The organism is Nocardia sp. NPDC059240 (assembly GCF_042753865.1).
Classification (GTDB): domain Bacteria; phylum Actinomycetota; class Actinomycetes; order Mycobacteriales; family Mycobacteriaceae; genus Nocardia.
Genome location: NZ_JBHZAC010000001.1, coordinates 936607 through 950780 on the forward strand (window position 1 = coordinate 936607; position 14174 = coordinate 950780).

Consider the following 14174-nt stretch of genomic DNA (forward strand, 5'->3'; position numbering starts at 1 on the left):
GGGGTGCGGGACAGGATGTTCCTCCTCGGGGCGGTCACGGCTGGCCTTGATTCTCGTTGGTGAGCAAGGGATTCCAGAGGCGGCGCGCCAGTTCGCCGAAACGGGTGGGTTCGGGGTCGGTGCCGGGTGGGGCGGGGGCGGCGGCCTCGGTGAGCTGGTCGAAGCGCGGGGACGGGCCGAGGATGTGGCGGAAGTAGCGGTCGGTGTGTTCGCCGAAGCGGTCGTCGAAATCCTGTTCGGCGGCGTGCAGGGCGTCGTCGGTGGTGGCGCCGGCCAGGCGGCGTTCGGCGTAGGTGGCCGAGGCGGACGGGGCGATGGGCAGCGGTTCGGACAGGCCCTCGTCGCGCAGCAGCACCAGGTCGCGCAGGATGCCGCGGGCCAGGGGCGCGGTCGGCGAGGTGAGAGTGGACTGCCAGGCGGGGCGGTGATGTTTGCCGCGGCCGATGGTGATCGCACGCCAGGACTGGTGGGTGCCGGTGGCGGCCAGCGCAAGCAGCCGAATCCAGGCCGCCATCCGATGTTTCGGGGCCAGTCGCGAGAACGTGGTGCACAGTAGCGCGTCGTCGTGCACATCCGGGACGGTGCCGGTGAGGCGGCGGCCATCCCCCAGATCGACGGCGATATCGATGGTGCGCGCGGGAATCTCGTGCAATGGCCGGGCCACCCGCACCAACTGGTCGACGGTGCCCTCCACCTCGTCGAGCACGGCCGCGCCCATGGTGAACGGCGGCAGGGTGCCGCGCCGCCATTCCGCGGCGCGCAGCACATTCGGGTCCGCACCGGTCAACCGGGCCGACAGCATGCGCTCGCCCATATTCCATTTGGTCAGGCCGTCGAGTTCGATGGGGAGGCGATCGGCGATCTCCTCCTCTTCCTCGGGCACCCGAATTCCCAGGCGCTGCCACAGGAATGCCCGCACCGGATGTTCGGCGAAGGCCACCAGATCCGCGAGTTCCACATCCCCGCGCTCGGTCCCCGGCAGCGGTGTGGGCAGAAACAGCGGGCGCGGCGCCGGCGCCCGGCCCGCGGCCTGCGCCCCCGCCAACGCGACGGTGTCGAAGCTGAACGGATTGTCGATACAGAAGTTGCGACGGTCGAAGGGCTGCAACGGATGCCGCGTCACCACCCGTTCCAGCGCGGCCGCGCCGACATGCGCGCGCACGGTGTCGAGGAGTTCGGCCAGGGGAATGGCCGGTGGTCGATGGGCGCCGGACACCGGGTCGGATCCGGTGTGCAGCAGGATCAGTCGCTCGCCGGTGGCCATGATGGCGTCCAGCAGCAGCTGCCGGTCCTCGCTGCGCGGATCGCGGTCACCGGGGACGCGATGCCGCGCCAGGGCGTCGTCGCCGTCGACGCCGCCGGTGCGCGGGAACACCTCGTCGTCGAGCCCGAGCAGCACCACCACCCGGTGCGGCACCGAACGCATGGGCACCATGGTGCAGACGGTCAGTTCCCCGGTGCGGAAGTTGGCGCGGGAGGGCCGCCCGGCCAGCCGCGCGTTCAGCAGCGCCCCGATATCGCTGAGCCGCAGCGGAATCCGACCGGCCGGTTCCAGCGCGGCGGTGAGTTCCCGGCGGGCCTGCACACCGATCCAGCCCTCTTTCGCGGGCATGTCCGTCAGCAAATCCAGCGCCCGCCCCAGCACCGCCGACCAGTCGGCCGCGGGACGCGCCGAACCCGCCGGTTCGTCGAGGGTGGACCCGCGCAGGTCGCGCAGGCAGACCGCGAGCCGATCCACGAATTCCGCGAACCGCCCGGCCAGGTCGATGTCATTGCTGTCCACATCGTCGAGCGGCAGCACCAGATCCAGCCAGTCCTCGCTGGATTCGCCCGCCGCCACCCCGAGCAGAATCCGGTCCACGGCCGCGTTGAGGGTGTTCTGCGCGAAGTCGCCGAGCCCGAACGCCTGCCGTTGCCGCAGCCCGATACCCCAGCGCGCACCGGTCTCGCCGGCCCATTCCCGCAGCCGCTCGACGTCATCGTCGTCGAAGCCGCAGCGCAGCCGAACCGGTTCGGCCGCACACAGATCCAGCGCCTCGGTCACGGTGACGCGGCCGTCTGCCAGCTCGAGCAGGGTGCCGATCACATCCAGCAGCGGATTGACCGACCGCTGCGCCCGGTCGGCCAGCCGCACCCGCAACCCGTGCGCGGGATGCCCCGGCTCTGCGGGCGAATGCGGCGACGCGGGGAGCGCCCACTGCCCGAACGCCGCCCGCACCAGCGGCCCGTAACTCTCCACATCCGGGCACAGCACGATGACATCACGCGGTTCCAGGGTCGGGTCGGCGGCGAACGCGCCGAGCAAGGCGTCGCGCAACACCTCCACCTGCCGGGCCGGACCGTGACAGGAATGCACGGCGATGGTCCCGTCGGCCAGGCTCGGCTCCGGCATCAACGACCAGCGGTCCTGCCGGATCGCGGCCTGCAGTTCCGACAGCAGCGTGCGCGGGCCGGCGGCGGGTGCCTCCGGCCGCGGGTGATAGGTGTCGATGTGGTCGTAGCCCGCCAGCCGCTGCTGCAGTTCCCGCACATCCCGCCCCAGGGCCGACAGCAGCGGATGCCGCACGCGCACACCGGCATTCGGGATCACCTCGGCGTCGGCGAGCTTGGTCCACAGCGCCGGACTGGGATGCACCAGCCACAGGTGCACACCGCGCCCCGACGACAGCGCCGAAAGCACTTCGAGCTGATCGGTGCTCAACCGCGTCACCCCGAACAGCGAAATCCGTTCCGGCAGCGACACGATCGACGGTTCGACCCGCAGCCGCACACACGCCGAGGCCAGCCGCTCGGCGCGACTGGGCACCCCGACCACCCCGCGCACCCGCCGCCACAGCAGCGGCTGCCACAGCAGATCCGGCGGCAGTGCGTGCCCCGCCCCGTCGGTGTCGTGGCCCGCGGCCCAGTCGGTCACCATGGCCGGACGCTGCGCGCCGTAACTGTCGAACAGCGCCGCGATCCGTGCGGCCGTCGCGTACCGCCGCCCGACCCGATACCCGCCGGGGTCACCATTGCCCAGATGCCGGGCGAGCACGGCGGCCCACGGCTCGGCGAGTACCTCGTCCAGCACCGGCAGCACCGTCCACACGAGCCGCTCCGGCGACCACGGGTCCTGCTCCGGATCCACGCCGGTCGCCTCCGCCAGCACCGCACCCACCAGTGCGGCCGGATCGGCGAAATCGATATTGGCCGCGATGCCGTCGGTGCTGGATCCCGTGTCGGCACAGCCCAGTACGGTGGCCAGGCGCTGTTCGAGCCAGCGTTCGATGCCCTTCGCGGGCACCGCGACCACTTCCGGGGTGAACGGATCGCCGAGCGGATCGGCGAGCAGCTCGGCCAACGCGTCGGCAAGCGTATCCGCTCGTTCGGCCCGGTGAATGTGCACGAGCTGTGTTTATACAGTTGGCGAACGACATGCAAACACCACCCCTCCCGGCTCGCCGGGTGACCCCTGCCACACGCCACGGATTTGCTCGGGCGCGTCACCCGGGAATTCAGGTGTGGTATGCGACAGTGCGTTTCGGGGAGGTTCGGAAGTTGGTCAGGAAAGGCTGGTTCACATCGATGTCTGCGTCGGTGATTCCCCTGGTGCCGAGAACCGGATTCACGGTGCGCCGGGTGGGAGACCGTTGGGAGCTCGTCAACTCCCGGCATTACGGCCGCGGCGTCGTACTCCAGTCCTGGCCGCGCGACCGGCACAGCGAGGCATTCGAGCACTGCTACCGCCTCAATGGCCGCAGTATCGAAGAGCTACAGGCGGCTTTCCACTGAGAACCGCGAAATTCGGTGCGACAGTGTCGATTCGATAACAGAAGCGCCGACGTCCTGCAAGACGTGCGTATAGGGCATATCACCCTCTATTGTCTTCCCTCGTGCGTTCCCCCAAGGCCCGGCGCGTGGCCTCCTCCGCTTGTGTCCTCGCTGCCGCGGCCCTGATTCCGGCCGCGCCCGCGTTCGTTCCCGTGGCCGGCGCCGTTCCGGTGCACACGCAGGGACCGGTCGCCGGTTTCGACGCCGACATGAGCAATCGCATTGCCGCGGTCGACAATTACCTCGCCACCCGCCCCGGCATCACCGGTTATGTGATGCGCGATCGGGTCAGCGGCGGCATTTATCGAAACGGCAACGCCGACACGAACTTCTGGACCGCCTCCACCATCAAGCTGGCAATCGCGGAGGATCTGCTGAACCGCGCCCGCGTCGGCGCGATCCAGCTCGGCCCCGACGACCGCGCGCTCATGGAGTCGATGCTGGCAACCTCGAACGACAATGCCGCCGACATCCTCTGGAACAAGTACGCCGGCATCGACCGCATGTCGTTCAACAACGCCTTCCGCGCCAACGGCATGACCGGGCTGGTACCACTACCCCCGACCACCAATATCGAGCAGGTCAAGCTCTTCCCGGACTGGGGCTTCCAGCAGTGCTCCCCCGCCGACCTCGATCGGCTGATGGACAACGTGCTCACCCGCATGCACCCCGACGATCGCGCCTACCTGCTCGACCGGATGCGCCGCGTGGACACCAATCAGCACTGGGGTGTGTGGGGCGCGGGCGCGGCCATGAACCCGGGCCTGAAGAACGGCTGGTCCGACGAGCAGGGCGGCTGGGTGGTCAATTCGGTCGGCTTCGCGGGTCCCGGTGAGCGGTACACCCTCGCCATCATGACCGAGCAGGGCGATCAGGGCGGTTACACCGACGGCGCCGAAACCACCACGCATGTGGCGCAATTGCTCTTCCAGGGCCGCTGAATTGCTCTTCCGGGGCCGCTGACACCGGCTGCCCCTGGTCATCGACACAGCCTGTTCGCGAATCCTCGGGGACCGACCGCCGATCTTGTATCTTTAACAAAGTTGTCTAAAAGGTCTGTTTTCGGTCGGTCCTGATTGGGCTGCGCTACTCACACTGCACTACCGTTACGGGTGAGTTGTCGTGGTTTCACCGTCTGTCGAGGAGCAGGAACTAGATGAACGCCGAGAATTCCGTCGCGCAGCGCCATCGGGTGGTGGTGATCGGGTCCGGGTTCGGTGGACTGTTCGCCTGCAAGCACCTACGCAAGGCCGATGTCGACATCACGCTGATCTCCAAGACCTCCACGCACCTGTTCCAGCCGCTGCTGTACCAGGTCGCGACCGGCATCCTGTCGGTCGGTGAGATCGCCCCCGCCACCCGCATCGTGCTGCGCAAACAGCAGAACACCCGGGTCATCATGGGCGACGTCACCGATATCGACGTCGAGGGCGGCACCGTCACCTCGCGCCTGCTCAACCAGGACTACGTCACCCCGTTCGACAGCCTGATCGTGGCCGCGGGCGCGCAGCAGTCCTACTTCGGCAACGACCATTTCGCCACCTATGCCCCCGGCATGAAGACCATCGACGACGCGCTCGAACTGCGCGCGCGCATCCTGGGCTCCTTCGAAGAGGCCGAACTGGCCACCGATCAGGAGACCCGCGACCGCTTCATGACCTTCTGCGTCGTCGGCGCGGGCCCGACCGGCGTCGAATTGGCCGGGCAGATCGCCGAACTCGCCGACCGCACCCTGGACGGCACCTTCCGCAATATCGACACCCGCGACGCGCGCGTCATCCTCATCGAGGGCGCGGGCGCGGTGCTCGCGCCGATGGGCCCCAAGCTCGGCGGCAAGGCCAAGGCGCGGCTGGAGAAGATGGGCGTGGAGATCCAGCTCAACGCCATCGTCACCAATGTCGACGCGCGCGGCGTGACGGTGAAGGATCCCGACGGCACCGAACGCCGCATCGAATCCGCCTGCAAGGTGTGGTCGGCCGGTGTGCAGGCCAGCGAGCTGGGCAAGATCCTGGCCGACAAGTCCAAGGGCACCCAGACCGACCGGGCCGGTCGCGTCATCGTCGAACCCGACCTGACCATCAAGGGCTACCCGAACGTCTTCGTGGTCGGCGACCTGATGTCGGTGCCGGGTGTGCCCGGGCAGGCGCAGGGCGCGATCCAGGGCGGCACCTACGCGGCCAAGGCCATCAAGGCCGAGACCGAGGGCAAGCAGAAGGTCGAGGACCGCAAGCCGTTCAAGTACTTCGACAAGGGCTCGATGGCCACGGTGTCGCGATTCAACGCGGTCTGCCAGGTCGGCAAGCTCGAGTTCAGCGGCTTCTTCGCCTGGCTGGCGTGGCTGGGTCTGCACCTGTGGTACCTGGTCGGCTTCCGCAGCCGCTTCGTCACCGTGCTCGAGTGGATGGTCTCGTTCCTGGGCCGTCACCGCGGTCAGATGGCCGCCACCGAGCAGTGGGTGTTCGCACGCCTCGCGCTCGAGGCCCTCGACGATCCCGATGAGGCGCGCCGCCTCGCCACCCAGATCGGCACCGAATCCGCTTCCGGCAACGGCAAATCCGTGGCGAATGACAAACCGGGCGGATCCACCGCGCAGCGCGCGGGCTGATCGCACGCATTCCGCGCGGTCTCGATAGCGGCCTGACCGGGCTGCGAAGTCCCGACCAATCCGGCACACCGGCCGGATCCGAATGTTCGACATCCGTTGACATTCGGGAGAGAGGTCATTCATGGGCAAACGCCAACCGGTCGATTTGGTACGAGAGACGAGCGCGGTGCGGCGACGCCTGGGTTCACTGGCGGTCGCGGGTGCGCTGCCGCTGGTCGCCGCCCTGGCTACCGCGGGAACCAGTGCCGCGGAACCGGTTTCGTCCGACGAGAACCAACCGGCCGTGGTCGACAACCAGCCGGCCACCACCCAGCCCGGCGGCACCGACGCCGGACAGGGCATGGTGGTCGACACCCCGTTCGGCAAGTTCGCGGTCCCGATGCCGCAGGCCATGGCCGATAAAGCACACGCCTACCTGGACGCCACGGCGGCCGAGGTCCAGCCCGCGGACGCCACCGACGCCGTCGCGGGCGACACCGTCGAGGCCGACCCGCTGGTTCCCGCCGGTCCGGTCGCGCCCGTGCGGGTGGGCCGCAATTCCGTCACCGGGGTGCGCGACATCCCCAATTCGCCCCTGGCACCGGTGGATCAGAGCAAGCTGCACCAGCCGGACCCGATGGCCGCACCGGAGGTCGCGCCCATCGCCGCGCCCGAGGGCAAGCTGCGCTTCGGTGACACCCAGATCGACATTCCGGCCTGGATGACCCCCGAGCAGGCCGCGGACGTGAACGCGGTCGCCGCGGGCGCGGAGGCCGATCTGGCCCGCACCTACGATTCGGCCGGTTTCGAGCCGAGTCGTTCGGACCGCATGGCCGCACAGACCGTCGGCACCGCCGCCGTGGGCGCTGCGGTGGGCGTGGGTGTCGCCGCCCCGCTCGAGATCGCGGGCGGGGTCATGGGCGGATTCATCGGCGCGATGGCGGGCACGCCGTTCGCGCCCGCGGGCTGGGTCTTCGGCCCGGCGGTGGGTGCGACCGCGGCCGCCAGCCTGATCGCTGTCCCGGCGGCGACCGTCGGAGCCGTCATCGGCGGCGCGGCGGGCGCGGTGAACGGGTACCTGGCACCGGCCACCCCGGCCGGGGCGGTCGATGCCCCGGCTCCGGCCGGTGCACCGGTTGCCGATGCGGTAGCTATCCAGGAGTGATCGTCGCTCTATCGAGGCCGGAATCCCTCACCAGGGATTCCGGCCTCTTCGGCGTTCCCCTACCGACGAGTTAGCTAATTTTCAGTTATAGCAACGATTTTCATCGGTCCGTTTCCTCACCAATCCGGGTGACCGGTGGGTTCGAATGTCGAGCGTCCGATGTTCACCTACAGAAAGGTCCTCATGGCCGCAGGTAAGCACCGAGCACTGAACCCCCATCGCAACAAGGTCGGAAATGTGGTGGCGGCAGGCGCGGTTCCGCTAGTTTTGGCGATCGTCGGATCGGGCGCAGCCAATGCCGCCCCGGCCGAGGTCGCTCCGGTGGCGCAGCACGACGATGCGCCCAAGCCCCAGTGGCCCGCCGCCGATTCCCCGAATGTCAATCCCTATGAGGGCCTGCACATTCCGGGCGACACCAAGAGTTCCATCCAGTGGTCGCGGCAGGCCCCGGACAAGAGCTACCTGGCCCCCGTCGGCGTGCTGCACCCGCCCGCCCCGGTTCCCGCCGTGCCTCCGATCGCCCCGCCCCCGGGCATGTTCCGGTTCGGCGACGTGCAGGTCCCGGCCCCCGATTGGATCGACAAAGAACAAGCGATCCAGATCAATGACAACTCCGCACAGGTCGAGGCGAATCTCGCCACCTTCCTCGACTCGATCGGCATGGAGCGCAGTCGCTCCGACCGCATCGCGGGGCAGACCATCGGCACCGCCGCCATGGGCGCTGTCGCCGGAGCCGCCACCGCCGCCCCGATCGAACTCAGTTCCGCCGTCGTCGGCGGTGCGCTGGGTCTGGTCGTCGGTGCCGGACTGTTCCCGGTCGGTCTGGTCGCGGGTCCCGCCCTCGGCGCTGCCGCGGGTGCCGCGGTGATCGCCGTCCCGGCAGCCGTCGCGGGTGCCGCGGTCGGTGCCGCCGTGGGTGCGGTGAACGCGTTCAACGCACCACCTCGCGTCGTCGGTGACTGATAGCTCTCGGTAATACCTGCGACGACAGCCGCTTCAGCTAGCAGATGTGCGCTCGCGGCGGGAACCGGCGGTGAGGTCCGTTCCCGCCGCGCACGCGATCGGTGCGTGCGCGGCCGAAACCCGGTTTCGCACAGCCGAGCCCAGCCTTGCCAAAGATGTGCTGGGAGCACAATTTGTGATCCCGAGGCGGCGGCAGCCAGCCATTGACGTGCTGCGGAACCGATGGTAATCAGGACATTTGTCCGTTCAGGACAAGACGTTTGCTCCGTAGTGTCCAATGCATGGACATACCTTCCGCGAACCGTAAAGGGCTGAGTCTCTTCGCCCTGATCATGATTGGCATTGGTTCGATCTTCGGATCGGGCTGGCTGTTCGGCGCCGGGCAGGCGGCGCAAGTCGCCGGACCCGCCGCGATCCTGGCCTGGGTGATCGGTGCGGTGTTCATAGGCTTGATCGCCATGTCGTACGCGGAGGTGGGCGCGGCCTATCCGTTCCCCGGATCCATGGCCCGCTTCGGTGCCATCTCGCACGGCCCGGTGCTCGGTTTCATTACCGGCTGGGCGGTTTGGGTCGCCGTCGCCGCCCTGATTCCCATCGAATCCATTGCCAGCACGCAGTACATGTCGTCGTGGAGCTTCTCCTGGGCACAGGGTCTGATGAAGGACGGCTCGCTGACCCTCGCGGGCATGGGCATGGCGTTCGTGCTGACCGTGGCGCTGTGGCTGTGCTGCTACTGGTCCGTTGGCCTGCTCGCCAAGATGAACAATCTGCTGACCGCGGTCAAGTTCGGCATTCCGGTGCTGGCCGTCGTCGCCCTCATCGCGTCGGGCTTCCACACCGAGAACTTCACCGGCTACGGCGGTTTCGCGCCGAACGGCTGGTCCGCGGTGCTGACCGCGGTGAGTACCTGCGGTGTCGTGTTCGCCTTCAACGGTTTCCAGGCCGTGGTCAATCTCGGTGGCGCGGCGAAGAACCCGGGCAAGGCCATTCCGGCCGCGCTCGTCGGCGCCCTGTCGATCGGCCTGGTCATCTACATGCTGCTGCAGATCGCCTTCATCGGTGCGGTCCCGCCGGAGCAGCTCGCCGAACACGGCTGGGTCGGAATCAATTTCAACTCGCCGTTCGTCGATATCGCCAAGCTCCTCATGCTGGGCTGGCTGGTGATCATGCTCCAGTTCGGCGCCTTCATCTCGCCGTCCGGCGCCAATATCGCGAACGTCGCCTCGGCGTCGTACATGGTGCAGAACCTGGCCGAGTCCGGCTTCTTCCCGAAGAAGCTGCGCGAGTCGCACCCCGTCTACGGCACCGCGCGTCCGGCGATGTGGCTGAATCTCATCTTCTCGCTGATCCTGCTGGTGACCGTCGGGCACAGCTGGCACGCGCTGTCCGGGATCGTCTCCGCGGCCATGGTCATCTCCTATCTGATCGGCCCCATCGCGGTGGGCGTCTTCCGCAAGACCAAGCCCGAACTGCCGCGGCCCTTCCGGCTCCCGGCCGCCAATGTGATCACCCCGCTCGCCTTCACCCTCGCCGGCTGCGCACTGTTCTGGACGCACTGGCCCAACACCGGCCGCATCGTGTTCATCACGCTGCTGTCCGTGCCGATCGCCGTGGCCGTGCTCTGGCGTCGTGGTGAGCGCACCATCATGCAGCAGCTCGCACCGGCGTGGTGGATGATCGCCTTCCTGATCTTCATGTCGATCGTGTCCGCCCTGGGTTCGACCGAATTCGGTGGCAGCGGCCTGATTCCGGGCGGCGTCGACATCGCGCTGGTGGCCGTGGCCGCGCTGGCCACCTACTACTGGGCCGTGCGTGCCGGTGTGAAGGCACACGAGTCGGGCCTGCCCGGCCCGGATCCGGTGCTGGACGCCGAGCCCGAGAGCGTTCCCGGTGACGACATCATCGGCACCGAGCGCGACCGCAATCTGCAGCACGCCTGAGTAATTCACCCTTCCCGCCCGAGCAGTCAAAGGTCTGGTCATGGCACTCTCTGTCTTCGATTTCTTCTCCATCGGTATCGGTCCCTCCTCTTCCCACACCGTGGGCCCGATGCGCGCGGCACAGTTCTTCGCCAACCGGTTGAAGGAAGACGGCCTGCTGAGCCAGACCGCTTCGGTCCGCGTCGAGCTGTTCGGTTCGCTCGGTGCGACCGGCCGCGGCCACGCCACTCCCAAGGCGGTCCTGCTCGGACTGGAGGGACACTCCCCCGCCACCATCGATCCGGATGTCGCCGACACGGATGTGGCCCGCATCCGCAGCACCAAGCGGCTGCGGCTGTTGGGCACCGAAATCGGTGACAGCCACGAGATTCCGTTCGATGAGCCGACCCAGCTCATCCTGCACATGCGCCGGGCGCTGCCGTACCACGCCAATGCGATGACGCTGTTCGCCTACGACCGCGACGGGGTGCCGTTGCTGGAGAAGACGTACTACTCCGTCGGCGGCGGGTTCGTGGTGGACGAGGACTCGGTGTGCGCCGATCCCGACAAGGACGACACCACCGTGCTGGCCTACCCGTTCCACACGGGGGCCCAACTGCTCAAGCACGCTCGTGATACCGGACTTTCGATCTCCTCGCTCATGCTGGAAAACGAGAAGGCTTGGCGCAGTGAGGAGGAGATCCGCACCGGACTGCTCGACATCTGGAAGGTCATGCAGGAGTGCGTCACCCGCGGGCTGAATCGTGAGGGGATTCTGCCCGGCGGGCTGCAGGTCAAGCGGCGGGCCGCCTCCTCCGCGCGACAGTTGCGCGCCGAGGGCGATCCGATGATGCATCGCACCGAGTGGACCACCATCTACGCGATGGCCGTCAACGAGGAGAACGCAGCGGGCGGGCGGGTCGTCACCGCGCCGACCAATGGCGCGGCCGGGGTACTGCCGGCGGTGCTGAGCCACTACGTCGACTTCGTGCCCGGCGCGGATGAGGAGGGCATCATCCGATTCCTGCTCACCGCAGGCGCTATCGGCATGCTCATCAAGGAGAACGCATCGCTGTCCGGTGCCGAGGTCGGCTGCCAGGGTGAGGTCGGGTCGGCGTGCTCGATGGCCGCGGGAGCGTTCGCCGAGGCCATCGGCGGCACCCCCGAACAGGTCGAGAACGCGGCCGAGATCGGCATGGAACACAACCTCGGACTGACCTGCGATCCGGTCGGCGGGCTGGTGCAGATCCCGTGCATCGAACGCAACGGCATGGCAGCGGTCAAGGCGGTCACCGCCGCGCGGATGTCCATGCGCGGCGACGGCAGCCACAAGGTCTCCCTCGACGATGTCATCAAGACCATGAAGGAGACCGGGGCCGATATGAGCGTCAAATACAAGGAGACGGCGCGGGGTGGACTCGCGGTGAACCTCACCCAGTGCTGAGCATTCCTCGGCGCTGAGAGTCCTTCGGGCTCAAGCCATCAACAAGCGGGCGGTACGCGTGAACAGCGTGCCGCCCGCAGCCAATGGCAGCAGGGCCGCGTCCAGGCCGGAGACCTCGGCGGGCCGCTCGTTGGGATAGGTGAGGACGCTCTCGACAGCGCGGGGAGCGGTCAAAGCGTCGTCGGTGACGGCGTCGGAGCCGAGTTCGAGGCGATGCCGCAGCAAGGGTGTCGTGCCCACGTCGGCGGTCAGGTCACCGCTCCAGTAGCCGTGGTCCTCGCCGGTGCGGCCGATCTGCACGCGTTCGCGAAGCCGCAGGCGCGCACCGGGTTCGAGTCGGACGGTGGTGAAGGTTTCGTGCACCGCGCCGCCCGCGACCACTGTCGGTTCGGGGTCGAAATCCAGCTCGCCGCCCGCGGCCACGTCGAAGCGCCAGTGCGCCACCGACTTCAGGGTTTCGCGGCCCGGCAGGGCAATGGTGGCGGCGACCGAGCGGACGCTCAGGCGCGCACCTTCCCCCACGGAGACAACGATATCCAGCACGTCGCCACCCAAAGGTGTGGCGGCCGTGCCGATCAGATGCACCGTGTCCACGCCGGTGTGCCGCGCCGCCAGGCCGCCGACCGCGTGAATGTGCGGCAGCGTCCCGGCGGTCGCGGTGATGCGGAGCTCAGTGCGAATGGGCAATGCCCGCTGCCGCATCGTGTTCGGCGGCCAGGCGCAGCTGTTCGCGCACCCAGGTCAGCACGGGCGTCGCGGCCGGATCCTCGGTGAGCGAGGTGAACACGAACGGCCTGCCCTCGCGCACCTTGGTCGAATCCCGGTCCATCACCGACAGATCCGCGCCGACCATCGGCGCGAGATCGGTCTTGTTGATCACCAGCAGATCCGACCAGGTCACGCCCGGGCCGCCCTTGCGCGGCACCTTGTCGCCGCCGGCCACGTCGACGACGAAGATCTGCACGTCGATCAGGCCGGAGGAGAAGGTGGCGGTCAGGTTGTCGCCGCCGGATTCGACGAGGATGAGATCCAGCGGCGGGTTCGCCTCGATCAGATCGTCGATGGCGTCCAGGTTCGCGGTGATGTCGTCGCGGATCGCGGTGTGCGGGCAGCCGCCGGTCTGCACGGCGGTGATCCGCTCGTCGGCCAGCACCGCGTGACGACGCAGGAAGTCCGCGTCCTCGGTGGTGTAGATGTCGTTGGTCAGCACCGCCAATGACAGTTCGTCGCGCAACTGCCGGCACAGTGCCGCGGTCAGAGCGGTCTTCCCCGACCCGACCGGTCCCCCGATCCCGATCCGCAGCGGCTCGCCGGGCGTGCGCTCGCGCTTGGGGCGGTCATGGCTGTGGTCGTGCGGTTCACCATCAATGAGGTGAGGTGGCATGTTCGGCTCCTTTCACCCCCATCCTTACCCAGCGGTGTAAACCGGGTGTTACCTCCCCGGCGATCGGCTACGACGCGAACAGTGGTAGCTCACGACGCGGATGCCGTTCGGCGAGCACGTCCTGCAACGGGTCCGAGAGGGCCGCAAGGGATTTCACGGCCTCCCGCGCGGTCGCATCGCAGACCGGCGCCAGCCGGATGGTGCAGGCGGCGATCGCCGCGGGATCCAGCGCCAAGAGCCGCTGGGCGGCGGTGGCCGCACCGGTCATGGTGGTGTAGACGAGCACCGACGCGATGTCCTCGGGCGAGGCGTCGCAGGCGACGGCGACCATGCCGAACACCGTGGACAGATGCGGGCGTGGGCCGAGCGCACGCCAATCGACCTGCGGCCACACCTGTTTGGCCAGGCGCAGCAGTCCGCGGCCTTGGGCCCGGGACGCCGCGCGCGCCGACGGGGACGGGGTGCGCGCATCGGCCTCGAGCTCCGCCCGCTCCGCGCCGAGCGTCCCGGCGGCAACGGCCGCGGCCAGTGAAGCCGCCACCAGGCCGGAGGTCCGCACGCGCCGACGCAGGTACAGCTCCACCGACGGCACATCGCGCAGCAGCCCGGAGGCCACAGCCTCCTCGACCCCGCCGGAATGCACGTGCCCGCCGATCGGCAGACGCGAATCGGCGAGCGTGAGCAGGGTGGCCAGACTCATCGGCGTCCCTCGGCATTCCACATGGCCCCGATCCTAAGGCTCGGGCCAGGCACGCCATGCCCACGCACGGCTCCGAGGCGCATCGAGGCCCCGCAACCCTGACCAGCTTTCAAGATCAGGGAGCTCTCATCGCGGAATTCTGTCCGAATTTCCGCGGTGAGAACTCCCTGATCTTGTTGTCGTTGATGGGCACGCGCGGGGGGCA

11 protein-coding genes are annotated in these 14174 nt (G+C 68.4%); 7 read left to right on the top strand and 4 right to left on the bottom strand.

Going from position 1 to position 14174, the window contains the following annotated elements:
- Window positions 1-34: 34 nt before the first annotated feature.
- The gene (recC, locus tag ACFXHA_RS04430; protein WP_379352822.1) at window positions 35-3385 is read right to left on the bottom strand and encodes an exodeoxyribonuclease V subunit gamma; all 3351 of its coding nucleotides are present in this window, start codon (window positions 3383-3385) and stop codon (window positions 35-37) included.
- Between the two features lie 179 nt (window positions 3386-3564).
- Here recC and ACFXHA_RS04435 point away from each other — a divergent pair, with 179 nt between their 5' ends.
- From ACFXHA_RS04435 to ACFXHA_RS04465, 7 genes are all read left to right on the top strand, one after another.
- Entirely contained in the window at window positions 3565-3771 is a 207-nt protein-coding gene (locus ACFXHA_RS04435; RefSeq protein WP_379352824.1) for a hypothetical protein, read from the top strand.
- An 89-nt stretch (window positions 3772-3860) separates the two neighbouring features.
- Window positions 3861-4751 carry a tat pathway signal sequence gene (locus tag ACFXHA_RS04440; RefSeq protein WP_379352826.1) on the top strand — a complete coding sequence of 297 codons (891 nt, stop codon included), beginning with the start codon at window positions 3861-3863 and terminating at the stop codon, window positions 4749-4751.
- Window positions 4752-4966: 215 nt separating this feature from the next.
- A complete protein-coding gene (locus ACFXHA_RS04445; protein WP_379352827.1) occupies window positions 4967-6415 on the top strand; it encodes an NAD(P)/FAD-dependent oxidoreductase in 1449 nt (482 codons plus the stop codon).
- A 121-nt stretch (window positions 6416-6536) separates the two neighbouring features.
- Window positions 6537-7559 (top strand): hypothetical protein, encoded by a 1023-nt coding sequence (locus ACFXHA_RS04450; RefSeq protein WP_379352829.1) that lies wholly within the window; start codon window positions 6537-6539, stop codon window positions 7557-7559.
- A gap of 159 nt (window positions 7560-7718) precedes the next feature.
- Complete coding sequence (locus ACFXHA_RS04455; protein ID WP_379352831.1) at window positions 7719-8522, top strand: hypothetical protein; 804 nt, start codon at window positions 7719-7721, stop codon at window positions 8520-8522.
- A gap of 281 nt (window positions 8523-8803) precedes the next feature.
- Window positions 8804-10462 (top strand): APC family permease, encoded by a 1659-nt coding sequence (locus ACFXHA_RS04460; protein ID WP_379352833.1) that lies wholly within the window; start codon window positions 8804-8806, stop codon window positions 10460-10462.
- Between the two features lie 40 nt (window positions 10463-10502).
- The gene (locus tag ACFXHA_RS04465; protein WP_379352835.1) at window positions 10503-11885 is read left to right on the top strand and encodes an L-serine ammonia-lyase; all 1383 of its coding nucleotides are present in this window, start codon (window positions 10503-10505) and stop codon (window positions 11883-11885) included.
- 30 nt (window positions 11886-11915) lie between these two features.
- Here ACFXHA_RS04465 and ACFXHA_RS04470 read toward each other — a convergent pair whose 3' ends face one another.
- The 3 genes from ACFXHA_RS04470 to ACFXHA_RS04480 all read right to left on the bottom strand — a co-directional run bounded on the left by ACFXHA_RS04470 (window position 11916) and on the right by ACFXHA_RS04480 (window position 13969).
- Window positions 11916-12566: an urease accessory protein UreD gene (locus ACFXHA_RS04470; protein WP_379353454.1), complete on the bottom strand. Its 651-nt coding sequence runs from the start codon at window positions 12564-12566 to the stop codon at window positions 11916-11918.
- On the bottom strand, window positions 12556-13269 hold the full coding sequence (gene ureG, locus ACFXHA_RS04475; protein ID WP_379352837.1) for an urease accessory protein UreG: 714 nt from the start codon (window positions 13267-13269) through the stop codon (window positions 12556-12558). Before ureG ends, ACFXHA_RS04470 begins: the two co-directional genes overlap by 11 nt.
- A 67-nt stretch (window positions 13270-13336) precedes the next feature.
- Window positions 13337-13969: an urease accessory protein UreF gene (locus ACFXHA_RS04480; RefSeq protein ID WP_379352839.1), complete on the bottom strand. Its 633-nt coding sequence runs from the start codon at window positions 13967-13969 to the stop codon at window positions 13337-13339.
- Window positions 13970-14174 lie beyond the last annotated feature (205 nt).